This is a genomic window from Nonomuraea sp. NPDC049709, from assembly GCF_040674815.1.
GTDB lineage: Bacteria > Actinomycetota > Actinomycetes > Streptosporangiales > Streptosporangiaceae > Nonomuraea.
In genome coordinates this window covers 166013-186767 of record NZ_JBFANM010000001.1, presented here as the reverse complement: position 1 = coordinate 186767, position 20755 = coordinate 166013, and the positions used below count along the sequence as shown (strand labels likewise).

26 protein-coding genes are annotated in these 20755 nt (G+C 71.1%); 20 read left to right on the top strand and 6 right to left on the bottom strand.

Annotation, left to right across the window (positions count from 1 at the left end):
* Positions 1-97: 97 nt before the first annotated feature.
* The 8 genes from AB0J69_RS00995 (at position 98) to AB0J69_RS00960 (ending at position 6511) form a co-directional block, all read left to right on the top strand.
* Entirely contained in the window at positions 98-763 is a 666-nt protein-coding gene (locus AB0J69_RS00995; RefSeq protein ID WP_364111459.1) for an HNH endonuclease family protein, read from the top strand.
* Between the two features lie 49 nt (positions 764-812).
* Positions 813-1451 carry a maleylpyruvate isomerase N-terminal domain-containing protein gene (locus AB0J69_RS00990; protein ID WP_364111457.1) on the top strand — a complete coding sequence of 213 codons (639 nt, stop codon included), beginning with the start codon at positions 813-815 and terminating at the stop codon, positions 1449-1451.
* Positions 1452-1583: 132 nt separating this feature from the next.
* Positions 1584-2150 (top strand): RNA polymerase sigma factor, encoded by a 567-nt coding sequence (locus AB0J69_RS00985; protein WP_364111455.1) that lies wholly within the window; start codon positions 1584-1586, stop codon positions 2148-2150.
* Complete coding sequence (locus AB0J69_RS00980) at positions 2143-3327, top strand: CU044_5270 family protein (protein ID WP_364111453.1); 1185 nt, start codon at positions 2143-2145, stop codon at positions 3325-3327. Before AB0J69_RS00985 ends, AB0J69_RS00980 begins: the two co-directional genes overlap by 8 nt.
* Positions 3328-3510: 183 nt before the next feature.
* Positions 3511-3720, top strand: coding sequence for a hypothetical protein (locus AB0J69_RS00975; RefSeq protein ID WP_364111451.1), 210 nt, complete (start codon positions 3511-3513; stop codon positions 3718-3720).
* Between the two features lie 3 nt (positions 3721-3723).
* On the top strand, positions 3724-4989 hold the full coding sequence (locus AB0J69_RS00970) for a cytochrome ubiquinol oxidase subunit I (protein ID WP_364111449.1): 1266 nt from the start codon (positions 3724-3726) through the stop codon (positions 4987-4989).
* A complete protein-coding gene (locus AB0J69_RS00965; protein ID WP_364111447.1) occupies positions 4989-5927 on the top strand; it encodes a cytochrome d ubiquinol oxidase subunit II in 939 nt (312 codons plus the stop codon). Before AB0J69_RS00970 ends, AB0J69_RS00965 begins: the two co-directional genes overlap by 1 nt.
* Before the next feature lie 137 nt (positions 5928-6064).
* Positions 6065-6511 (top strand): protein-tyrosine phosphatase family protein, encoded by a 447-nt coding sequence (locus tag AB0J69_RS00960; RefSeq protein WP_364111445.1) that lies wholly within the window; start codon positions 6065-6067, stop codon positions 6509-6511.
* 59 nt (positions 6512-6570) lie between these two features.
* Here the strand turns inward: AB0J69_RS00960 and AB0J69_RS00955 are convergent, their stop codons facing one another.
* The 3 genes from AB0J69_RS00955 to AB0J69_RS00945 are packed head-to-tail and all read right to left on the bottom strand — an operon-like array spanning position 6571 to position 8553.
* Positions 6571-6846 carry a hypothetical protein gene (locus tag AB0J69_RS00955; RefSeq protein ID WP_364111443.1) on the bottom strand — a complete coding sequence of 92 codons (276 nt, stop codon included), beginning with the start codon at positions 6844-6846 and terminating at the stop codon, positions 6571-6573.
* Positions 6846-7178 carry a winged helix-turn-helix domain-containing protein gene (locus tag AB0J69_RS00950; RefSeq protein ID WP_364111441.1) on the bottom strand — a complete coding sequence of 111 codons (333 nt, stop codon included), beginning with the start codon at positions 7176-7178 and terminating at the stop codon, positions 6846-6848. Before AB0J69_RS00950 ends, AB0J69_RS00955 begins: the two co-directional genes overlap by 1 nt.
* A gap of 16 nt (positions 7179-7194) precedes the next feature.
* On the bottom strand, positions 7195-8553 hold the full coding sequence (locus AB0J69_RS00945) for a hypothetical protein (protein ID WP_364111439.1): 1359 nt from the start codon (positions 8551-8553) through the stop codon (positions 7195-7197).
* A gap of 187 nt (positions 8554-8740) precedes the next feature.
* Between AB0J69_RS00945 and AB0J69_RS00940 the strand changes: the two genes are divergently transcribed.
* The 11 genes from AB0J69_RS00940 (at position 8741) to AB0J69_RS00890 (ending at position 17064) form a co-directional block, all read left to right on the top strand.
* Positions 8741-10546: an NAD(P)/FAD-dependent oxidoreductase gene (locus AB0J69_RS00940; protein ID WP_364111437.1), complete on the top strand. Its 1806-nt coding sequence runs from the start codon at positions 8741-8743 to the stop codon at positions 10544-10546.
* A 52-nt stretch (positions 10547-10598) separates the two neighbouring features.
* Positions 10599-11057: a hypothetical protein gene (locus AB0J69_RS00935; RefSeq protein ID WP_364111435.1), complete on the top strand. Its 459-nt coding sequence runs from the start codon at positions 10599-10601 to the stop codon at positions 11055-11057.
* 30 nt (positions 11058-11087) lie between these two features.
* Complete coding sequence (locus AB0J69_RS00930) at positions 11088-11732, top strand: TetR/AcrR family transcriptional regulator (RefSeq protein WP_364111433.1); 645 nt, start codon at positions 11088-11090, stop codon at positions 11730-11732.
* A 3-nt stretch (positions 11733-11735) separates the two neighbouring features.
* Positions 11736-12164, top strand: a complete 429-nt coding sequence (locus AB0J69_RS00925) for a thioesterase family protein (RefSeq protein ID WP_364111431.1) — start codon at positions 11736-11738, stop codon at positions 12162-12164.
* A 48-nt stretch (positions 12165-12212) separates the two neighbouring features.
* Complete coding sequence (locus AB0J69_RS00920) at positions 12213-12734, top strand: hypothetical protein (RefSeq protein ID WP_364111429.1); 522 nt, start codon at positions 12213-12215, stop codon at positions 12732-12734.
* A gap of 83 nt (positions 12735-12817) precedes the next feature.
* Positions 12818-13984, top strand: coding sequence for a histidine kinase (locus AB0J69_RS00915; RefSeq protein WP_364111427.1), 1167 nt, complete (start codon positions 12818-12820; stop codon positions 13982-13984).
* A 22-nt stretch (positions 13985-14006) separates the two neighbouring features.
* On the top strand, positions 14007-14648 hold the full coding sequence (locus AB0J69_RS00910; RefSeq protein ID WP_364111425.1) for a response regulator transcription factor: 642 nt from the start codon (positions 14007-14009) through the stop codon (positions 14646-14648).
* 39 nt (positions 14649-14687) lie between these two features.
* Positions 14688-15482: an MBL fold metallo-hydrolase gene (locus tag AB0J69_RS00905; RefSeq protein ID WP_364111423.1), complete on the top strand. Its 795-nt coding sequence runs from the start codon at positions 14688-14690 to the stop codon at positions 15480-15482.
* 166 nt (positions 15483-15648) lie between these two features.
* Positions 15649-16221, top strand: a complete 573-nt coding sequence (locus AB0J69_RS00900) for a PadR family transcriptional regulator (protein WP_364111421.1) — start codon at positions 15649-15651, stop codon at positions 16219-16221.
* A gap of 118 nt (positions 16222-16339) precedes the next feature.
* Entirely contained in the window at positions 16340-16717 is a 378-nt protein-coding gene (locus AB0J69_RS00895; RefSeq protein WP_364111419.1) for an SgcJ/EcaC family oxidoreductase, read from the top strand.
* Positions 16714-17064: a hypothetical protein gene (locus AB0J69_RS00890; protein ID WP_364111417.1), complete on the top strand. Its 351-nt coding sequence runs from the start codon at positions 16714-16716 to the stop codon at positions 17062-17064. The genes AB0J69_RS00895 and AB0J69_RS00890 overlap by 4 nt, the downstream gene beginning before the upstream one ends.
* Before the next feature lie 7 nt (positions 17065-17071).
* Here the strand turns inward: AB0J69_RS00890 and AB0J69_RS00885 are convergent, their stop codons facing one another.
* Together AB0J69_RS00885 and AB0J69_RS00880 are read right to left on the bottom strand one after the other, a co-directional pair.
* Positions 17072-18448: a HAMP domain-containing sensor histidine kinase gene (locus AB0J69_RS00885; protein WP_364111415.1), complete on the bottom strand. Its 1377-nt coding sequence runs from the start codon at positions 18446-18448 to the stop codon at positions 17072-17074.
* The gene (locus tag AB0J69_RS00880) at positions 18445-19116 is read right to left on the bottom strand and encodes a response regulator transcription factor (RefSeq protein ID WP_364111413.1); all 672 of its coding nucleotides are present in this window, start codon (positions 19114-19116) and stop codon (positions 18445-18447) included. The genes AB0J69_RS00885 and AB0J69_RS00880 overlap by 4 nt, the downstream gene beginning before the upstream one ends.
* 124 nt (positions 19117-19240) lie before the next feature.
* On the opposite strand from AB0J69_RS00880, the gene AB0J69_RS00875 reads away from it, so the two are divergent.
* Complete coding sequence (locus AB0J69_RS00875) at positions 19241-19678, top strand: hypothetical protein (protein ID WP_364111411.1); 438 nt, start codon at positions 19241-19243, stop codon at positions 19676-19678.
* Here the strand turns inward: AB0J69_RS00875 and AB0J69_RS00870 are convergent, their stop codons facing one another.
* Complete coding sequence (locus tag AB0J69_RS00870) at positions 19679-20755, bottom strand: hypothetical protein (protein WP_364111409.1); 1077 nt, start codon at positions 20753-20755, stop codon at positions 19679-19681.

The following is a 20755-nucleotide window of genomic DNA, read 5'->3' as shown; positions in this document are numbered from 1 at the left end:
ATAAACGATAAGCGGGTCCTGGTCGAACGCGGCGTCGAGCTGGACCTCCCGCAACGGCGGCCGAATATCATCGGCGCCCGCGGGGATGTCGCTAGGCATGGGGAAAAGCGCGAGCCTTCTGACGCGGGCAGTCCAGGTCGTCGTACTCACTCTTCTGATCAGTCCGATCACCGTGGTCCTCGCCGCCGGGCAGGCGGCGGCGGAGCCGTACGAGCGATCCCGCGCCGCGGCCCTGGCCGCCCGCCAACTGGCCCAGCTGAAGGTCGCCAAGCCCTTATCCATCCGCGGCTACAGCCGCAAGCGGTTCCAGCCCCTGTGGGGACACCACAAAGGCAAGTGCGACATCCGCGAGACGGTCCTGGCGCGGGACGGGCGGCGCGTCCGCAGGAACGCCGCCTGCCACCCGGTGAAGGGCATCTGGTACAGCCCGTACGACGGCAAGCGCCTCAAGAGCGAGAAGCTGGTGGACGTCGATCACGTCGTGCCACTGGCGTACGCCTGGCGTTCCGGCGCCAAGAGATGGAGCCCGGCCCGGCGCCGCGCCTTCGCCAACGACCTCGCCCGCCCCGAACTGATCACCGTCAGCCACTCCGCCAACATCGCCAAGGGCGGCCAGGGCCCGCAGAGCTGGCGCCCGCCGCGCCGCGCCTACTGGTGCCGCTACGCGACCTCGTGGATCACGGTGAAGCACCACTACCGGCTGTTCGTGACGCGGAAGGAGAGGACCGCCCTGCTCAACATGCTCCGCACCTGCCGCACCTGACGGTCGCACCGGCCAGACCAGAAGCTCCCACGTTGTTACGATCCTCCGCATGCGCAGCGCGGACACGGCGGTCGACGGAGAGGACGTGCGTCGAATCGTCATGCTGGCCATCGACGCTCTGTGGGGCGCCGACCCCCAGGCGTGGGAGGCCAAGGCCGGCACCCTGGAGTGGACGTGCTGGGAGACGCTCGAACATCTGGCCGACGACCTGTTCACCTATGCCGCGAGGTTCGGGCCGGCGAAGCCGCCGATGTCCGCGTTGTTGCCGTTCCGGACGAGCAGCGACCGGTCCGGCGGACCGGCGAACGTCATCTTCGTCGACCGGGCCGCGGGCCCCGAGGGCCTCATGGCCATCGTGGAGGCGTGTGCCGGCCTGCTCACGTCCGTCCTGCGCACCGCCCCCTCGACCACCGTCGCCTACCACGTCTTCGGCCCGTCGGACCCGGCGGGCTTCGCCGCGATGGGCGTGGTCGAGACCCTCGTCCACACCCATGACGTCGCTCAGGGGCTGAACGTCGAGTGGTCACCGCCGAGGGAGCTGTGCGAGCGGGTGCTGAGGACGCTCTTTCCCCATGTCGCCATCGACGGTGACGCCTGGGTGGTCCTGCTGTGGGCGACCGGCCGCGTAGCCCTTCCCGACCGTCCGCGACTCACCGAGTGGCGCTGGTACGGCACACAGGGCGGATGACCGCCTGCCACGCGGCCCCACGAAGGAACGCAACCCGCGAGCCCCCTTCGGGATAGAGAAGGTGACCAGCACCTTCAACACGGAGGAAGCGCCCATGAAGGGACCCACCACCCCATGGCTACGGCGAGAGTGGTGAGTCGGCCCGCGGAGAAGCTCGACGACGCGGAAATCGTCGCCGCCTCCTTGGAGGATCCCGAGGCGTTCGGCGAACTGTTCCGCCGCCACGCGCCGCGACTCCACGCCTACCTCAAGCGCCGCCTCGGGCTCGCGCTCGCCGATGACGTCGTGGCGGAGGCGTTCGCCACCGCGTTCCGGCAGCGGGGGCGGTTCGACGGGCGGGCGGAGTTCGCCGCGTGGCTCTGGGGCATCGCCAGCAACCTGATCGCCAAGCACCACCGGCAGGAGACCCGGATGTACCGGGCCTTCGCCCGAACGGGCGTGGACCCCGCGGAGGACGGCGTCGCCGAGCTGGTCAGCGACCGGATGGCCGCCGCGGCGTACGGCCCTCGCCTGGCGAAGGCGCTCGCCTCACTGAGCTCCCAGGACCGCAACGCCGTTCTGCTGCTGGCCTGGGGTGAGCTGTCGTACGCCGAGATCGCGACGATCTTGGAGCTGCCCCTCGGCACCGTCAAGGCCAAGATTCATCGGGCTCGGACGAAGCTCCGCAAAGCCCTACCCGGGGAGAATCACGATGGATGAGCTCGACGCGCTCCGGCAACTGCGGACGACCCTGGCCCGCGAGGAGCCCCCCGAACACCTCGCCCTGCGTACGAACTGGCGATCCGTCCCCCCGCCCCGCACCCGCCGCACGCTCAGCATCCCCCTGGTGAGCGCGATCGCGACGGCCGCCCTGGTCGCGGGGACCATGGCCGCCGTCCCCCTGACGCCGCCCGGCGACCGGCCGACCCGGTCGAGCGAGAGTCCTCGCGCGCCCGGCAACGCCCTGCTGGTGGCCGCCGCCAACGTACGGAAGGGTCCGCTCGGCGCGTACTGGCACACCACCCGCATCGCCGGAAAGATCTACGCGGTCGGCGACAGCGCGGCGGACCACTACAAGGTCGAGTCGAGGATGCGGTACGACACGTGGACCGGCCGGAGCGGCGCGGCCTGCCTCACCCACGAGGACCTGCCCGCCCGCCCGTGGACCGCCCACGACAGGCGGAAATGGCAGGAGGCGGGGTCCCCCATGAAGGTACGGGTCCCGACCCCGCAGGGACAGCGCACCCTCTTCCTGGAAGCCGCGAAAGGGGAGCCGGCGTGCCGCAGGGTCGCCGATCAACGATTCTTCGGCCTGACACCGCGGCAGCTCGCCGCCCTTCCCACCCAGCCGGAGCAGCTGGAGAACGCCCTGCTGAACATCGAGGGCGACTGGGAGGCGTACGCCCCGAAGGTCACGAGGCAGCCGATCCGGGCCCTGCCGGAGGACAAGCGCGTCCGGGCCCTGAGCGACGTGGCCGGCGCGCTGCTGGCCGGGGCACCCGTCCCGCCGGAGGTGCGGGCGGCCGCGTTCCGGATGCTCGCCACCCTGCCCGGCGTCCGCGTCGAGGGCAGGACGACCGATCCCTTGGGCCGCCCCGGAGTGGTGGTATCCCTCCCGCTGGAGACCACCATCCCCCTCGGCCTCTCCACCGCCCCCGAGCAACTGGGCACCTACCGACGCCAGTGGATCATCAACCCCGACGACGGAACGCTGCTGGCCATGCGGGACCTCGTGGCCACCCCACCCCGGGGCTCCCGGAACCTCCCGCCGGGCGACGACGGCCGGCCCCGCCGCCTGACGGTGGGGAGCCGGCCGGACCGCTTCCACCAGCCTGGCGAGGTGTCGGAGTACGAGACGTACGAGGTCACGGAGTGGACCGACACGGCACCGAACTGAACGGCGACGGCTTCGTCCTCGATCGTGCCCCCACTCTTCGCACTCGGACACTTGTCCCCTCCCGTCGCCGACATCCATCAACCCGCGGGCGGGTCGCAAGGCGCTTTCCGTTCTCGGGGAGGTGTGTGGCGCTGGGCTATATATGTAGACTGCCTACATATCAGGCGTCAGGAAGGGGCATTCATGAGTGAGGACCAGGTCAAGGGGTCGGTCTCGCAGACGGTGCGGCTCGTTGTCCTCATCATCGCGGGCATCATCGTCGGCAACGTGGTCGTCACCCTGCTGATCGACCGCGACCAGGGTCTCGGGCTGGACGAGCTGATCGCCTTCGGCGGGGGCGCGGCGCTGGGGCTGCTGATCGAGTTCCTGGTGTTCCGGCGGGCCCGGCGCTGAGGCATGGACGCGCTCTCCCTGGCCCGGCTGGAGTTCGGGCTGACGACGAGCATGCATTTCCTGTTCGTCGCCCTGACACTCGGTCTCGCGCCACTGATCGCGTTCCTGCAGACCGTCTGGGTCGTGCGGGGTGAGCCCCACTACGAACGGTTGACGAAGTTCTGGGGGCAGATCTATCTCGTCAACTACGGCCTCGGCATCATCTCGGGGCTGTTGCTGGAGTTCCAGTTCGGCCTCAACTGGAGCGGCCTGACGCACTTCGCCGGCGAGATCTTCGGGGCGCCCATGGCGATGGAGACGCTCTACACGTTCTTCGTCGAGTCCACGTTCCTCGGACTGTGGATCTTCGGCTGGGGGCGGATGCCGAAGGTGCTGCACCTGCTGACGTTCTACGTCGTCGCCGCCGCGGCGATCGGCTCCGCGTACCTCATCGTCGTCGCGAACGGATTTCTGCAGAACCCCGTGGGCTTCCGGAACGACGGCGAGGCGCTGCGGATCGTCGACGCGGGTGCGGTGTTCGGCAACCCCGCCGCCCTCCTCGCCGTGGGGCACATCCTGCCCGCCTCCCTCATGGTCGGCGGGTTCCTCATGGCCGGGGTGAGCGCGTGGCACTTCCGCCGGGGCACCGGTGAGGTGCGCTTCTTCCGTACCTCCATGCGGCTCGGCCTCACCGTCGGGTACGTCGCCACCTTCTTCACGATCGGGTTCGGCGACGCGTCGGTGTTGTGGGTCGTGCGCAACCAGCCGACGAAGCTGGCGGCGGGCGCCGAGGCCGAACGGGCGCAGGCGGAGATGATCGCCCAGCACGGCCCGGGGGACTACCTGGCTCCCCTCTGGGTCCCCATCGCCCTCACGGTGATGTTGTCGGTCGCCTACCTCTACGTGCTCTTCGCCCTCGTCCCGATCGTGCTGCTCGGGCGGGGCCGGATCGAGCGGCGCCGGCTCCTGCTGGGGATCGGTGTCTGGACGATCCCGCTCCCCTTCCTGACCGTCATTCTCGGCTGGCTGGTCCGCGAGGTCGGGCGACAACCCTGGGTGATCTACGACGTCCTGCCCACGAGCGCGGCCGTCTCGACGGTGAGCGCCACGAGCGTGCTGGCCTCGCTCATCGTCTTCACCGCCCTCTACGTCACGCTGGTGATCGTCGGGTACGTGCTGATCGGCCGGATCGCCCGCAGGGGCCCGGCGTCCCTCTTCCTCGGGCGGGCACTGGGCGAACCCGAAGAGGCCGACGAGTCCGCCACCGCAGAACTGGCCAAGGAGCGCTGATGGAGGTCGTCTGGTTGGTCGTCGTCGGGCTGCTGCTGGGCGGATGGTACGGGCTGGACGGGTTCAGCCTCGGCGCGGGCATGTTCCTGGGCGTACTGAGGGGCGACGCGCCGGCCCGGCGCCGGGTGGTCGCGGCGATCGGGCCGTTCTTCCTGGCCAACGAGGTCTGGCTGATCGCCTTCGCGGGGGTGCTGGCGGTGACGTTCCCGGAGGCGGAGGCCAGGCTGTTCACGGTGGCGTATCCCGTGATCGTCGTCATGGTCGCCGCCTGGCTGGTGCGGGACGCGGCGATGTGGTTCCGCGCGCGGCGGCCGGGGCGGGCCTGGCGGGCACGATGGGAGACGACGCAGGCGGTGGCGAGCGTGGTGTTCGCCGCTTCGGCCGGGCTCTTCCTCGGCAACGCCGTGCAGGTTCCGGGGGAGGGAGGGCTCCGGCTGCTCAGTCCGTACGCGCTGCTCTGCGCTGTCGCCGTGCCGGCGCTCTTCGCCCTGCACGGTACGGCCTTCCTCACCGCCCGCACCACGGGGGAGTTGCGCGACCGGGCCAGGCGCACGGCCGGGCGGCTGGCGCCCCTCGTCCTCGTGCTCCTGGTGGCACTCATCGGCACGGCCCCGCTCGTGGCGCCGGCCGGTGTCACTCCCGTCGCGCTCGTCCTCGGCCTCGCCGGCCCGGCCTCCGTCGCCGTGGCCTGGCTCGCCCTCAGGGCCGGCCGCGACGGCCGGGCATTCGCGGCGACGGCCGTGGCCGCCGTTTCTGTGCCGCCGGCCGTCGGGGCGCTGATCGCCGGCAGGCTGCTGGGCTCGGTGGCGGAGCCCAGCACGATCGGTCAGCTCTCGATGATGGCGCTGCCGATCCTCCCGCTCCTGCTCGGCGCCCAGGCGGTGCTCTGGTGGGTCAACCGGCACCGCCTGAACGACCACTCGGTGACCTTCTTCTGACCCCGACCCCTGCACAACCTGGCCCGGAGGAACTCCGGCTTGCCGCCGTCGATGAACCTCCAGGCCGGGCAGCAGGCCGTTTTCGCCCTGCGATGAAGCCCTCCGGCCGGGCCGCGGCGGACGGCTAGCCTCGCGGCATGATCTGGGAGCCCACCGCAGCCGGCGTGCTGCGCCTGCCCTCGGGCCGCCTCGTCCGCGGCCGGGGCCTGAGACACCCGCTGCCGCCCGGCCCGCGACCCACCTTCGCCCTCTACCTCCTGGGCAAGCGCCCGCCGCAGGTCGAGTGGGAGCACCAGTGGGTGCGCTGGCCCGACTTCCGGCTCCCCACCGATCGCGAGGCTGCCGCCGAGGCCCTGCGCGAGGCGTGGGAGCGGGCCGCCTCCGAGCGCGTCGAGATCGCCTGCGGCGGCGGGCGCGGCCGCACCGGCACCGCCCTGGCCTGCCTGGCCGTGCTCGACGGGATGCCGAACGACCAGGCGGTCGCCTACGTGCGCGAGCACTACGCGAAACAGGCGGTCGAGACCCCGTGGCAGCGCCGCTACGTCACCCGATTCGAGCCCGCAGACCGCCCGAAAGCCCCGTGACGGCCCCGCAACCAACCCACGGACTGCCCCGCCACCGACCACGAACAGCCCGTGACCGGCTACTCGACCGTCCGTAAGATCTTCTCGATCGCCGCCGCCCGGGAGCGCAGCTCCGCCAGGTCGGCGGCCACCCGCTGCTGGGCGTCCATCGTGTTCTCGGCCAGCTGCTCGAACCGTTGCACGAGGCGGCGCAGGTCGTCGGCCTGGTCGGCCTGGTCGGCCTGGAGCCTGGCCTTGCGGGCGTCGAACATGCCCACGACGAACAGGCTGATCAGGAACGTGACCAGGATCAGCACGCCGAGGTAGAAGATCACCTCGGGCCAGGACAGTGCCATCAGGAGCCCTCTTCCGGGTCCGGTCTGGTGAGTGTCTTGGCCGCCTCGGCCAGCGCCGGCGCGGTCAGGTGCAGACTGAAGTCGGTGACCTCGTACCACTTCATGGCCTTGCCGTCGTCCGACAGCTCCAGGCTGCCGGTGATCAGACCGGCGGCCTCCAGCCGGCGCAGGTGCATGTGCAGCAGCGGGCCGCTCACCCCGATCACGCGGGCCAGGTGGCTCACGTAGTCGCGCCCCTCGGCCAGCTCAGCGATGATGCGCAGCCGCAGCGGGTTGGCCAGCGCCGCCAGCATCTCGACCAGGGCGTCGCCCGTCGGCCCGGCCTCGGTCATGGCATCCCGTCACGTGTCAGCGCTGCTGTACACGTGAAACCGTAGCAGCGGGCGCCGATGATCGACCATCTGCGCGGCCGGCCCTGAACGGCGTCCGGGCGCCGAGCGTCAGCCCCACCGCCAGGCACACCAGCGGGATCGCCGGGATCACGTACCGCACGTCGAAGGCCGCCAGGAACGGCGGCGAGACGACCAGCGCGAGCGCGGCGACCCCGGGCAGCAGCGCGTCCCACCGCCGCCGGACCAGCGCGGCCACCAGCGTCCCGCCGAGGGCCAGCATGAGCAGCGGGAACGGCACGTACCCGAACCGCTGGTACGCCCGCAGCCACCCGGCGAACGGCTCCACCACCCGCGTGGCCGCCGGACCCCCCTCGTACGACTCCGCCACGCCCCGCACCGACTCGCTCAGCGGACGCTCGGAGGAGGGAAGCTTGTACGGCGTCTTCTCGTCCACGGCCGTACGCTCCCAGCGCAGCAACTGCTTGAGATCGGTCGCGACCGCCCCGAGGTAGTCACCCGGCTGCGCGAGGATCGCCGCCCTGGCGAACTCCCCGGCGAGCTGGTTCCGGTTGGCCGTCCCGGGCACCTTGAGCAGCGGCGAGAAGCTCTCCCACAACCAGTGCGGCGGATAGGGTCGCTGCTCGACCGGCATGTTCGGGCACAACACGGCCAGCCGCTCGGGCGGCTTGATCACCGCGCAGTCGGCGAAGCTCATGGTCCTGGACCACAGGAAGTTCCCGTCGGCCTCGGTCAGGCCGAACTTGTCCTTCTCCACCTTCATCCAGGTGGCGTACGCGCCCAGCGGGATCGCCCCGGCCACCAGCAGCGCGACCAGCGGACGCCAGCCGTACCGCCTGATCAGCAGGTACGCGGCCGTCAGGAGCAGCAGCGGCAGGCCGACCGTCCTGGTGATCCCGGCCAGGCCGAGCAGCAACCCGCCCACGGCGGCCGTCGTGGGCGTGACCCGCCAGACGATCAGCGCGATCGCCACCGTGATGAGCGCGACGAAGATCGCGTCCGCCATGATCATGTGTTCGAGGAGCACGAGGAACTCGTCGTACAGCAGCGGCGTCACCAGCAGCGCGGCGCCCCAGCCGGGCAGGCCGCGGCGGCGCAGCAGCGCGTACACCGCCACCGCGAGTGCCAGCCCCAGCAGGTGTTGCAGGACGGTCACCAGGGTGAGGCTGTGCGCGGGCCGCAGCAGCGCCAGGAGCAGGGAGTATCCCGAGGGCCGCGTCGTCCCGGGCGTCAGCTCCTCGCGCAGGAAGGCGAAGGAGTCGCCGTAGAACAGCAGCGCCGGAGGGAAGCCCAGGACGGCGAGCACGCGCAGCCCGATCGCGGGCAACATGGCGATGACCAGGGCGCGATGGGACAAGACAGATCCGCTTCCTCGTGTGTCGGAGCCCTCACCCTACGGAACCCCCACGGTACGGGCCCCCACAATAGTGGACAGAACCCGCCGATCGGCTGGTGCCGTTGCCGACCGGAGAGCCTTGTCGCGGAGATTACCGAATGACATTCTGGAATTGAGTATGGTCCCGCGCAATCCTCCGGAGGGATGCATGACCGTCGCCGACCGTCCCAGCATCGACAAGGACGCCCTTCGCCGGAAATATCGCGAAGAGCGCGACAAGCGGCTCCGACCGGACGGCAACGACCAGTACCTCCGCCTCACCGGCCGCTTCGCCCACTACCTCGACGACCCCTACACCCCCGTCACCGAACGCGCCCCGAAGACCGACCACGTGACGGTCGCGTTCATCGGCGGCGGCTTCGCCGGGCTCGTCACCGGCGCCCGCCTGAAGGAGGCCGGGATCGAGGACGTGCGCATCGTGGAGAAGGGCGGCGACTTCGGCGGCACCTGGTACTGGAACCGCTACCCGGGCGCGCAGTGCGACACGGCCTCGCTCGTGTACATGCCGCTGCTCGAGGAGACCGGCCACATGCCGACCGAGAAGTACGCGCACGCCCCCGAGATCCTCGAGCACTGCCGCCGCATCGGCAAGCACTTCGGCCTGTACGACAACGCGCTGTTCCACACCGAGGTGGTCGACCTGACCTGGGACGGGACGCGCTCACGCTGGACCCTGCGGACCAACCGCGGCGACGCGTTCACCGCCCAGTTCGTCGCCATGGGCATCGGCCCCCTCCACGTGCCCAAACTGCCCGGCATCCCGGGCATCGAGGACTTCCGCGGCCATTCGTTCCACACGAGCCGCTGGGACTACGCCTACACGGGCGGCGACCCCTCGGGCGCGCCCATGGACCGGCTGGCCGGCAAGCGGGTGGCCGTCATCGGCACGGGCGCGACGAGCGTGCAGTGCGTGCCGCACCTGGCGCGGGCCTGCGAGGAGCTGTACGTCTTCCAGCGCACCCCGTCGAGCGTGGATGTGCGGGACAACCGGCCGATCGACCCCGGCTGGTTCGCCACGATCGCGACGCCGGGCTGGCAGCAGCGCTGGCTGGAGAACTTCACGGCCAACCAGACCGGCGGCCCGGCCGACGAGGACCTGGTGATGGACGGCTGGACCGACATCTCCCGCCGCTTCCGCAGCAAGATCGGGGCGATCCCGCCCGAGGAGCTGACCCAGGAGAACATGCTGGCCGCGTTCGAGGACGCGGACTTCGAGAAGATGGAGGAGATCCGCGCCCGCGTGGACGCCGTCGTCGCCGACCCGGAGACCGCGCGGGGGCTGAAGGCCTGGTACCGCCAGCTCTGCAAGCGGCCCTGCTTCCACGACGAATACCTTCAGGCGTTCAACGTCCCCGGCACCCACCTCGTCGACACTGACGGCAAGGGCGTCGAGCGGATCACGGAGAAGGGCGTGGTGGCGGCGGGCCGGGAGTACGAGGTCGACTGCGTCATCTACGCCTCGGGCTTCGAGGTCGGCACCGACTACACCCGCCGCGCCGGCCACGAGATGACCGGGCGCGACGGGGCCAAGCTGTCGGACCACTGGGCGGAGGGCATGCGTACGCTGCACGGCATCCACGTGCACGGTTTCCCGAACGCCTTCCTCGTGCAGCCGACGCAGGGCGCCAACCTCATCTCCAACATCCCGCACAACCTGACGGAGGCGGGCAGGACCATCGCCACGACGGTCAGGCATGCCCTCGACCACGGCTACGCGGAGGTCGAGGCCACGGCGGAGGCCGAGGAGGCCTGGGTGGAGCTGCTCCTGTCGGGGGCCGGCCGGCTCCTGGGCTCCCCGGACTGCACGCCCGGCTACTACAACAACGAGGGCCAGGATCTCGGCAGGAGGGGGAGCCTCTTCGTCGGCCACCCGCACGGGGCGATGGCGTACTTCTCCTTCATCGACCGGTGGCGCACCTCGGGCACGTTCGAGGGCCTCGAGTTCCGGCCGTAGCGGGACCCTGTAGATCCGCCGGAGCCGGCCCCGGCTAGTACCTTCGTCCGGCATGAGCTACGACCTTTATTTCGCCCGCCGCGAGCCCGGCCAGTCCTGGGACGCGGCGCTGGAGGCGATCGACGAGCGCGAGGAGCCCCTGCCGCCCGACCTCGCCGCCTGGGACAAGATCGTCGCCCGCACCCGCGAGCTGCTCGGCGAGGTGCGCATCGTGGAGTACCCGCCGAACTGGGAGCTCGACCACGAGGCGACCGGCATCTCGGTGAACCACTGGGAGGGCGACTGGGAGATGAGCGTTCCCTACTGGACCCATGGCGACGAGGCGCGCCGGGTCCTCGGGCTGCTGTACGAGGTGGCGTCCGTGGTGGAGCGCGAGTCCGGGCTCGAGTGCTTCGATCCGCAGCTCGGGACGCCGGTGTCGGAGGTCACGGACCCGGGGCGGGCGGTGGCGATGTTCGACGCCGTGGCGGACCGGTTCGGGCGGCGGGGGAGCGTGGAGGCAGATATATGAACGATCGGTCGTTCATGTAGACTCCGTGGCATGGCGGAGACCAGAGAGGACGGCCGGCGCGAGCGCGGCCGGCGCAGCCGGGAGGCGATACTCGCGCAGGCGGTGTCGCTGGCCTCGGTGGACGGGCTCGACGGGCTCACCCTGGGCAGGCTGGCCGCCGCCGTTGGGGTGAGCAAGTCCGGATTTTTCGCCCATTGGCGGGATAAGGAGCAGCTCCAGCTCGACGCCGTCGAATGGGCCGCCCGCCAGTGGGTGGACGAGATCGTCAAGCCCGCGCTGCTGACACCGCCGGGCGTGGGCCGCGTCCTGGCCCTCCACGAGGCCCGCCTGCGCTTCTACGAGGCGAAGGTCCTGCCCGGCGGCTGCTTCTTCTTCGTGGCCCAGGTCGAGTTCGACGACCGCCCCGGGCCTGTGCGCGAGCGCGTCGCCAAGGCGCTGACCGACTGGCTCGGCCTGGTCGAGCGGGTCGTGCGCGAGGCGGTGGAGCTGGGCGAGCTGCTGGCGGACACCGACACGGCGCAGCTCGCGTACGAGATCGACGCGCTCGGCGAGGCCTCGATCACCCACTCGCGCCTGCTGGGCGGCGACAGCGGCACCTACGACCGGGCCCGTCGCGCCGTGCTGCGGCGGCTGCGGGCCCTGACCACCGACCCCACGCTCCTCCCGGAGGGCTGAACGTTGCCGGAAACCCGTCCCGCCCAGGTCCACTTCGACGACCTCGACGCCATGGGCCTGCTGCACAACTCGCGCTACGCCCTGCTCGTCGAGCGCGCGATCTCGGCCTTCTGGGCCGAGCAGGGCTGGAACTTCGACCCGGCGGTCTCCCGCTTCAAGGACGTCTACCTCGCCGTACGCGAGTTCAAGATCACCTATAACGCGCCCATCGTGGGGGCTGGCGAGGTCCTGGTGGACTTCTGGATGGACCGCATGGGCCGCACCAGCGGCGTCTACGGCTTCCGCGTCCTGTCCCCGGATCGCTCGGTCGTGCACGCCGAGGGCTACCGCGTGAACGTCAACCTCGACCCCGCCACCTTCCGCCCGGCGCCGTTCAGCTCGGAGTTGCGCGCCGCAGCCGAGCCCCTCCTGCTGCCCGCCACCACCGGTTGAAAGCCTGACTCCGGCGTTCGACAAACATATCCGCGGGGTGTGTATTTCGTGCGCGCGGCGATCCGGCGGGGTAAAACCGAGAATGTGACTAATGGAAACCGGAAAGCTGCGCGCGATGTCAACGGCCGCCTTTATGTACGGTTCCAGGTCCGCTATTACGGACGGCTGGGCGTGCCGGTGGGCATCTTCGCCGCCTGCCATCACCTCCGCCACGGCGGCCGCCTCACCCCGGAGGACGATGAGTTGTTCACGGAGGTGGACGACTGGTTCCTCGCCCATTTGCCATATCCACCCTTTTACGCCGACGGAAACACCGTCCGCGCGGTCCCGTGGTTCAAGCCGAACGCGACCGACCTCATCGCCGCCCTGGCCCCCCTGGAGGACCTCCTCCATCGATATGCCGTGCCGTACGACGTCGTACGCTCGCCCGATCCCGGCACGATCATCTACGAAGACGAATTCCAGATAGGCGTCCTGCCCTACGCCAGAAAGGCCGGAGAAAACCGGATTAATTCCCCGGCCGGCGGGGGAAACGGCCGACTGGATTCGCGTTACGCGCCGTACGAATGACCGGCCGCCTCCGAGCGGCACCACCGTGAAACCTACACCCAGCACTAGTGCCCGTCCCTGTCACCAGCGGATACGGTCACAATGTGCTCAACAGGACCGCGCTGGAAGCCCTTACTCAGCGACCCATTCCGTTCCTCGCCTCGGCCTGGCCGTGGCGCAGCGCGGCGTACCTGATGTCCAGCGTCGTCCCGGGCGTGGCCGCCGGGCTCACGGCCGCGGCCGCCGTCAGCGGCACGCTCGTCTCCCCGGCGCTGGGCATCGCGGCGGGACTGGCCGCCCTGGCCCTGTTCGTCCCGCTCATCACCCCTTTCGAACGCCTCCGGCTCCGCCTCGTCGACGTCGCCCCTCTCCCCATGGCGCCGGACCGGCGCAGGCGGGAGGCCGGGCTGGCGATCATGACCGTGCTGGCGATGTGGTGGATCGACCTGGTCATGCTGGTGTTCACCATCGGCGGCCCGCTGGTGCTGGCCCTGTCCCCGATCCTGCAGCCCAGCGTGGCGCCGCTGATCGGGGTCCTGGCCTTCGTCGCCGGCCTCCTGCTGTTCCCCGTCGCCGCGTACACGATCACCGCCTGGGGCGGCGCCCGAGGGGCCATGGTGCGGGCGATGCTGGCCCCGCAGAGCACCGAGCTCAACGAGGTGCTGCGGTCGCGGGCGCGGCTGGTGGACGCGTTCGAGGTGGAGCGCCGCAGGATCGAGCGCGACCTGCACGACGGCGCCCAGCAGCGGCTGGTCGCCCTGTCGATGACGCTCGGCCTGGCCAGGCTGGACCTGCCCGGCGACTCCGAAGCGGGCCGGCTGATCGGGCAGGCCCATGACGAGGCCAAGCAGGCGCTGGCCGAGCTGCGCGAGCTGATCAGGGGCGTGCACTCCCAGGTGCTCACCGACCGGGGGCTGGCGGCGGCGGTCCACGACGTGGCGGGGCGCTCTCCCGTGCCCGTCGACGTGCGGATCGACCTGCCGGGGCGCCTGCCCGCCCCGGTCGAGGTGACCGCCTACTACGTCGTCAGCGAGGCCCTCACCAACCTGACCAAGCACAGCCGGGCCGGCCGCGGCCTGGTCACCGGCCGGGTCGAGCGCGGCACGCTGGTCGTCGAGGTACGCGACGACGGCATCGGCGGTGCCGATCCGGGCAAGGGGACGGGGCTGACCGGGCTGGCGGACCGGCTGGCCGTGGTCGGCGGGAGACTGTCACTGTCCAGCCCGGCTGGCGGCCCGACCCTCCTCCGGGTGGAGATTCCCGGCACATGACCATGATGGAGATGAAGAGCCCGTGCGCGTGGTGATCGCCGAGGACGCCGTCCTCCTCCGTGAGGGCCTGGTAGGGCTGCTCGAACGCTTCGGCCACACCGTGGTCGCCTCCGTGGGCGACGCGCCGGCCCTGATCGAGGCCGTCGCCGAGCACCGCCCGGAGGCCGTGGTGACCGACGTGCGGATGCCGCCGGGCTTCTCCGACGAGGGGCTGCGGGCCGCCCTGGAGCTGCGGGCGCGGCACCCGGAGCTGGCGGTGCTGGTGCTCAGCCAGTACGTGGAGCAGACGTACGCGGCCGAGCTTCTCGAGTCGGGCGCCGGCGCCGGCATCGGCTACCTGCTCAAGGACCGCATCGGAGACATTCGCGAGTTCGTCGACGCCCTCGACCGCGTGGCCGCCGGCGGCACGGTGGTGGACCCCGAGGTGGTGCGCCAGCTCCTGAGGCGGCGGCGCGACCCGCTGGGCCGGCTCACCCCGCGCGAGCAGGAGGTGCTCGGCCTGATCGCCGAGGGACGGTCGAACGCGTCGATCGCCAAGGAGCTGTTCGTCACGGAGGCGGCCGTGGCCAAGCACATCGCCAACATCTTCACCAAGCTCGACCTCCCGCCCGCGGCCGACGGGCACCGGCGGGTCCTGGCGGTGCTGACGTACCTAAGGGATTGATCACGACAAAAGTGGGGCCGAAAAGTAAAGTCGAGTGGCATGAACGAGCAGTGGCAGGAGGTCGGCGACCGGGTCTACGTCCGGCGTCACCAGTCGTTCGACCTGAACACGGGGCTGATCGTGGGCGACGGGCACTGCCTGGTGCTCGACACGCGCGGCTCCCACAGGGAGGCGGCGGACCTGATCGCGGCGATCCGGAAGGTCACCGCCTACCCGTGGACGGTCGTCAACAGCCACTCCCACTTCGACCACTACTTCGGCAACGCGCTCTTCCGCCCCGCCGAGATCTGGGCCCACGCCAGGTGCGCCGAGGAGATCGAGACGTACGGCGAGGAGCACCGCGCCGGCCTGATCGAGCACCGGCCGGAGCGGCGCGAGGAGCTGGAGGAGGTGACGATCGTGCCGCCGGACCAGACCTTCACGGCCGCGGCCGGCCTGGACATCGGCGGCCGCATCGTGCACCTGCGGCACTTCGGGCTCGGGCACAGCAGCAACGACATCGTCGCGCACGTGCCGGACGCGGGCGTGGTGTTCGCCGGGGACCTGGTGGAGGAGGGTGCACCGCCGGCGTTCGGTGACTCGTACCCGCTGGACTGGCCCGCCACCGTCGCCGGCATGCTGGCGGAGATGCCCGAGCAGGTGATCGTGCCGGGGCACGGCGCGGTCGTGGACCGGGCGTACGCGCAGGCGCAGCACGCCGAGCTGGCCCTCGTGGCCGACCTCGCCAAGCGGGCCCACGTGGAGGGGCTGCGCGACGTGATCAGGCACTTCCCCTACCCCGAGGACGTCTCCCGACAGGCCATCGCCCGCGCCTTCATGCAACTCGACACCTGACCCCACGGCCCGTCCCCCTCGCCCGCCCGCTCCCCGGGACCCGCCCGCTCCCCGGGATCCGCCCGCTTCCCCGGACTCGCGCGCTCCCCTCGCCCCTCCTCTCACCCGCTCGACAGACTCGGCGCGCCCGCGTTATAGTGCATTTTGCAATATGGAGGGAGGCGCTATGGCGAGACGCCACGACCTGGTCGGCCTGACCGTGCTGGCCCTGCTCAGCGTCCGTCCCAGCCACCCCTACGAGCTGCACCGATTCATCGTCGACACGCACAAGGACTACATCACCGGCCTGCCCCGCAGCCTCTACCACGCGGTCGAGCGGCTGGCCAAGGACGAGCTGATCGCCCCCGCCGGCACCGGCCGCGAGGGCCGCAGGCCCGAGCGCACGGTCTACGAGATCACCGGCGAGGGCCGCGAGGAGTTGCGCACCCGGCTGCGGCAGCTCCTGGAGAAGCCCGACCCCGACCGGCGCGCGTTCGTCGCGGCGGTCTCGCTCATCGGCTGCCTGCCGCTCACGGAGGCGCAACGCGCGCTCCGGGCCCGCGCGGCCACCATCGAGGGTCTGCTGGCCGGGATGGAGGCCCACCTCCGCGCCGTGGCCGACAGCGGCCTGCCCGCGATCCTCACGCTGGAGGTCGAGATCGAGCGGGCGCTCTACACGGCCGAGCTGAAGTGGATCAAGGACCTGTTCGACCGCCTCGACAAGGGCGAGCTCGACTGGGAGACCACGATCGAGATGTAGGAGAAGAAACGGCCGCCAGGGTGCGCCAACACCCCGGCGGCCGGAAATCCGAACAAGGCGCCTGCCCTGCCCGAACTCGCATTCACAGGATAGGCGCCGCGACAGAGGGAGCAGTGCCATGTCCACAGAGATCGTCCGCCTGCTCGGGCGGATGGCCGAGACCTGGAACGCCGGCGACGCCGCGGGCTACGCCGGCCTTTTCACGGCGGACGCCGACTACATCACGTTCTTCGGCCTGCACCTGCGGGGCAGGCAGGCCATCGAGGAGACCCACCGGGAGCTGTTCAAGACCCCGATCAAGCTCACCGGGGGCGGCGGCGAGCCGGTGATCAGGCCGCTCACGGAGGACGTCGCCCTGGTGATCTCGGGCGGCTCCTCGTCGGTGGACGGCCGGCCCGACCCCGGCCGGGATTCGGTGATCACGCTGACCGCGCTGCGCACGCCCGAGGGCTGGCGCTTCGCCTCCTTCCAGAACACCCGGGTGAGCCGGCCATGAGGAAGACGCTGATCACCGAGGTCGCCGGCGTGGTCGAGGCGCCCGTGGAGCAGGTGTGGCGGATCCTGCTCGGCGACCGCCCGGAGCACGAGATGAAGGTCGAGCTCGGCGAGCACACCGTCGCCTACCAGGGCGGCTGGTGGTACCGCGGCGAGTGGTCGGTCGCCCCCGACCCGGAGGGCACGCGCGTGGTGCACCGCGTCTACAACGTGGCCGAGTGGATGCGCTGGGGTGTTCCGCTGGCCAACCGGTTCTTCATCGGGTTCGACGAGCGCACGCGTACGGCGTTCGCCGACGGCCTGGCCCGCATCGGAACCCGGCTCGGGTGCCCGGCCCGGCTGGCCTGACCGGGGCCTAACCGCCGTGCAGGGGGAACCGCGCGACGAACCCGGAGCCGTCGTACGCGAGTGACCCCTCGTGCAGGAGCGCGATGTCACGTGCGATCGGCAACCCGAGCCCGGCCCCGCCCGCGTCCCTGGCCCGAGCCTCGTCCAGCCTGGTGAAGCGGTCGAACACGGCCTCCCGCTGCTCGGGCGGGATGCCGGGGCCGTCGTCGCGCACCTCCAGCACCGCCCGGCCCGCCTCGGCGGCCACCCGCACCCGTACGGTCGAGGCGGCGTGCCGCACCGCGTTGTCGGCCAGGTTCGTCACCAGGCGGTCGAGGTGCGCGCTCGACCCCTTCATCACCACGTCGGGCTCGACCTCCAGCTCCACCCGCACCTCCGGCCGCCGTCTGGCCCGCAGCGACGCCTCGGCCGCCACCTGGCCCAGGTCCAGCTCCCTCGTGCGCAGCGGCTCGCCCGCGTCCAGCTTGGCCAGCAGGAGGAGGTCGGCGGCCAGGGATTGCAGGCGTTCGACGTCGGCCAGGGCCTCCTTGGTGAGCTCGCTGGGCTCGGCCAGCTCCAGCCGGGCGCGCAGGGTCGCGATGGGGCTGCGCAGCTCGTGCGCGGCGTCGGCGACGAACCGCTTGTGCCGCTCCACGGCCGTCTCCAGCCGGTCGAGCGTGCCGTTCACGGTGGTCGCCAGCGCGGCGATCTCGTCCTTCGAGCGCGGTACGGGCACCCGCTGGTTCAGGTCGCGGGCCGTGATGTCGGCGACCTTGGCCCGGATCGCCGCCACGGGGTTGAGCGCCCGGCCCACGGAGAACCACGTCATCCCGGCCACCACGGCCAGCAGGGTCGGCACACCGGGCAGCAGCATGCCGTACAACGTGTGCAGCGCCTGCTCCGCGCCCTCCAGTGAGGCCCGACCCCACACCATGGCGGGCCCGGCGGCGGTGGCCACCTTGACCCCGGCGACGGCGTACTCGCCCGGCTGGGCCCACTCCGCGGTCGATGCCACCTTCTCCTCGGTCAGCAGGACGTCCTTGTCGACGAACCGCGCCACCGTCCCGTCGACCAGGTACACCTGCCCGTTGACCTTCTCCAGCTTCGCGGCCGGCGCCATGTCCCCGGGGGCCAGGGCCCTCTTCGGCTCCGTGCTGAAGGGCCCCATCTGCAGCGTCTGCGCGTACGGTGCCGCCTCCGAGGCCTTCTTGGCCGCCTCGGCGTCGGCGCTGCTCACCAGGCTGCTGCGCAGCACCACCACCAGCACCAGCGCCGCCACCCCCAGGGCGAGGGCCACCACGAGCGTGGCCGCCGCGGTCGCCCGCAGCCGCACGGAGGAGAGTCCCGTCGCCGGCGCGGGCAGCCGCAGCGAGGCGAGTCCCGCCGGTATCCGCGGCCGGATCACGCTGCCTCCAGCCGGTACCCGGCTCCGCGGACCGTCATGAGCGTCGTCCTCCCGAAGGGCAGGTCGATCTTGCGGCGCAGGGCGCTGATGTAGACCTCGACGATGTTCGGGTCGCCGTCGTAGGAGAAGTCCCACGCCTGGGCCAGCAGCTCGCTCTTGGAGACCACCTCTCCGGGCCGGCGCGCCAGCGCGTGCAGCACCGCGAACTCCTTCGGCGTCAGCCCGATGTCCACCTCGCCCCTGCGGCAGCGCAGCCCGGCCGGATCGATCACGAGGTCGCCCACGTTGATCGACACCGGCCGCTCCCGCCCGCCCCGCCGCACCAGCGCGCGCAGCCTGGCCAGCAGCACCACGTACGAGAAAGGCTTGGCCAGGTAGTCGTCGGCCCCGTTGTCCAGCGCCTCGGCCTCGTCGTAGATGCCGTCCTTGGCCGTGAGCATCATGATCGGCGTCCAGTCGCCCGCCTCGCGCAGCCTGGAGCAGACGGCGTACCCGTTCATCCTGGGCAGCATCACGTCCAGGACGATCACGTCGTACGCGTTCTCGGTGGCCATCCACAGCCCGTCGCGCCCGTCGTGGGCCACGTCCACCGCGAAGCCCTCGCCCGCCAGCCCGCCCTTGACCAGGTCGGCCAGCCGCTCCTCGTCCTCCACCAATAAGACTCGCACGCTGTCCAGAGTGCCTCAGTGGACCTAAAGCCAACCTGAAGATCATTTAGGGCCTCTTCAGGGTCGCTTCAGGTAGCACGCGCCAGGCTCGGGGCGTTCGATCGCACCCCATTGAGGAGAATCCATGTTCAAGCGTCGTCTCGCGGTGCTCGGCGCCGTCGCCGTGCTCGCCATCACCGGCCTGGCCGGCTCGGCCATGGCCGACGAGCCCGCTCCCACGGCCGGCTCGAAGGCGGTCTGCACGACCAGCGACGGCACGACCATCGAGCTCACGGAGGCGTTGCCGGCCAAGAAGGGCATCGTGGTCAAGCGCGACGGGAAGGTGACCGTCGAGCCGGACGGCACTCCCTCCGAGGCGGTCAAGGTCGAGGCTCTCCCTGAGGGCGTGGAGCCGGGTGAGATCAAGAAGCACGTGCTCGAGCCGGGGGACAAGGCGGAGGCGGTGCCCGCCCTGCCCGCTCTGCCCGCCGAGCCGGGGGACATGGTCCAGTTCGGCGACGGCCAGGCCCCGCCGGAGGGCCTGGCCAAGACCGTCAAGATCATCTGCAAGAAGCCGGAGTAGTCACCCGGTGAACGACGGGTGCGGCCCCAGGGCCCAGTACTCGTAGAGCCCGTGGCCCACGAGCCCGTCGTACTCGAAGCGCCCGACGGCGTCCACCAGGCCCCACATCCTGGCGGCGTCGTCGGGCAGCCGGTACGTCACGCCCTGCACGACGGGCCCCTCGCCCTGGTACATCCCGTGGCGCCACTCCTGCTCCAGCCCGTAGCCGGTGCCGACCATGAGATGCACCGGCAGCAGCGGCGTACAGCGCACGTCGAACGGCTTCCCGCCGGGCGGCGCGAACGTGATCGTGGCCTCGACGACGTCGCGGGTGCCGGGGGCGTAGACCGGGCGGTACTCCGGTCTGCCGAGGTATTCCTCCTCCCGGCCGTCGGACCACACGCGGACGGCCTCCTCCAGCATCCGCCGGCCCCGTTCGTCCTCCTGGATGATGCAGAGGATGGCGTGGTCGTCGAACCGCATGGGCGTGTAGAGCCAGTAGAACGTGCCGGAGTTCTTGGCCTGGATGCCGGGCGGCTCGGGCTCGCCGACGGGCCTGATGCCCCAGCTGCGGTCTCTGGTGCCCATCCAGCGATCGGGGGTGACCGGTATGTCCTCATCGCCGATCCTGATGTTTCCGGACCACTGCCCTGTCTGCGCCAGGCGTACGGAGTCGAACACCACCCGCTCCTGCCACCGCAGGAAGTGCCGGGGCTCCAGCACGGCCGGGATCGTGCCCTCCCACAGGAGGTCGAAGGACAGGCCGTGCTCGTTCGGCTCCAGGACCACCCTGAGCCGCTTGAGCCCTTCGACGACCTCGACGCGGAAGGGGCCGACCCGGGTGTCCATCCGGTCGGCGCCCAGCTCGCGGGAGGCCCGTACGACGCGGTGCAGCTCCGGCGTGCGCACGCAGGCGAAGGCGTCGGTGACGCCGAGATTGGGGTACTGGCCGAGGCCGACGATCAGCATGAGCTCGTCGGAGGCGGCGTGGCAGTTGAAGTAGTAGCGGTCGTAGAAGTTGCGGTCGCCGGTGGTCACGTGCCGCATGACCTGCGCGGCCTGGTGCACGGGATAGTCGTCGAGGGGTGACAGCGCCAT

What these genes read in the sequence shown, in the direction of transcription:
- AB0J69_RS00995 (WP_364111459.1), top strand. Translation starts at nt 98, where the DNA reads ATGGGGAAAAGCGCGAGCCTTCTGACGCGGGCAGTCCAGGTCGTCGTA.
- AB0J69_RS00990 (WP_364111457.1), top strand. Translation starts at nt 813, where the DNA reads ATGCGCAGCGCGGACACGGCGGTCGACGGAGAGGACGTGCGTCGAATC.
- AB0J69_RS00980 (WP_364111453.1), top strand. Translation starts at nt 2,143, where the DNA reads ATGGATGAGCTCGACGCGCTCCGGCAACTGCGGACGACCCTGGCCCGC.
- AB0J69_RS00975 (WP_364111451.1), top strand. Translation starts at nt 3,511, where the DNA reads ATGAGTGAGGACCAGGTCAAGGGGTCGGTCTCGCAGACGGTGCGGCTC.
- AB0J69_RS00970 (WP_364111449.1), top strand. Translation starts at nt 3,724, where the DNA reads ATGGACGCGCTCTCCCTGGCCCGGCTGGAGTTCGGGCTGACGACGAGC.
- AB0J69_RS00965 (WP_364111447.1), top strand. Translation starts at nt 4,989, where the DNA reads ATGGAGGTCGTCTGGTTGGTCGTCGTCGGGCTGCTGCTGGGCGGATGG.
- AB0J69_RS00960 (WP_364111445.1), top strand. Translation starts at nt 6,065, where the DNA reads ATGATCTGGGAGCCCACCGCAGCCGGCGTGCTGCGCCTGCCCTCGGGC.
- AB0J69_RS00955 (WP_364111443.1), bottom strand. Translation starts at nt 6,846, where the DNA reads ATGGCACTGTCCTGGCCCGAGGTGATCTTCTACCTCGGCGTGCTGATC.
- AB0J69_RS00950 (WP_364111441.1), bottom strand. Translation starts at nt 7,178, where the DNA reads ATGACCGAGGCCGGGCCGACGGGCGACGCCCTGGTCGAGATGCTGGCG.
- AB0J69_RS00940 (WP_364111437.1), top strand. Translation starts at nt 8,741, where the DNA reads ATGACCGTCGCCGACCGTCCCAGCATCGACAAGGACGCCCTTCGCCGG.
- AB0J69_RS00935 (WP_364111435.1), top strand. Translation starts at nt 10,599, where the DNA reads ATGAGCTACGACCTTTATTTCGCCCGCCGCGAGCCCGGCCAGTCCTGG.
- AB0J69_RS00930 (WP_364111433.1), top strand. Translation starts at nt 11,088, where the DNA reads ATGGCGGAGACCAGAGAGGACGGCCGGCGCGAGCGCGGCCGGCGCAGC.
- AB0J69_RS00905 (WP_364111423.1), top strand. Translation starts at nt 14,688, where the DNA reads ATGAACGAGCAGTGGCAGGAGGTCGGCGACCGGGTCTACGTCCGGCGT.
- AB0J69_RS00900 (WP_364111421.1), top strand. Translation starts at nt 15,649, where the DNA reads ATGGCGAGACGCCACGACCTGGTCGGCCTGACCGTGCTGGCCCTGCTC.
- AB0J69_RS00895 (WP_364111419.1), top strand. Translation starts at nt 16,340, where the DNA reads ATGTCCACAGAGATCGTCCGCCTGCTCGGGCGGATGGCCGAGACCTGG.
- AB0J69_RS00890 (WP_364111417.1), top strand. Translation starts at nt 16,714, where the DNA reads ATGAGGAAGACGCTGATCACCGAGGTCGCCGGCGTGGTCGAGGCGCCC.
- AB0J69_RS00875 (WP_364111411.1), top strand. Translation starts at nt 19,241, where the DNA reads ATGTTCAAGCGTCGTCTCGCGGTGCTCGGCGCCGTCGCCGTGCTCGCC.
- AB0J69_RS00870 (WP_364111409.1), bottom strand. Translation starts at nt 20,755, where the DNA reads ATGGCGCTGTCACCCCTCGACGACTATCCCGTGCACCAGGCCGCGCAG.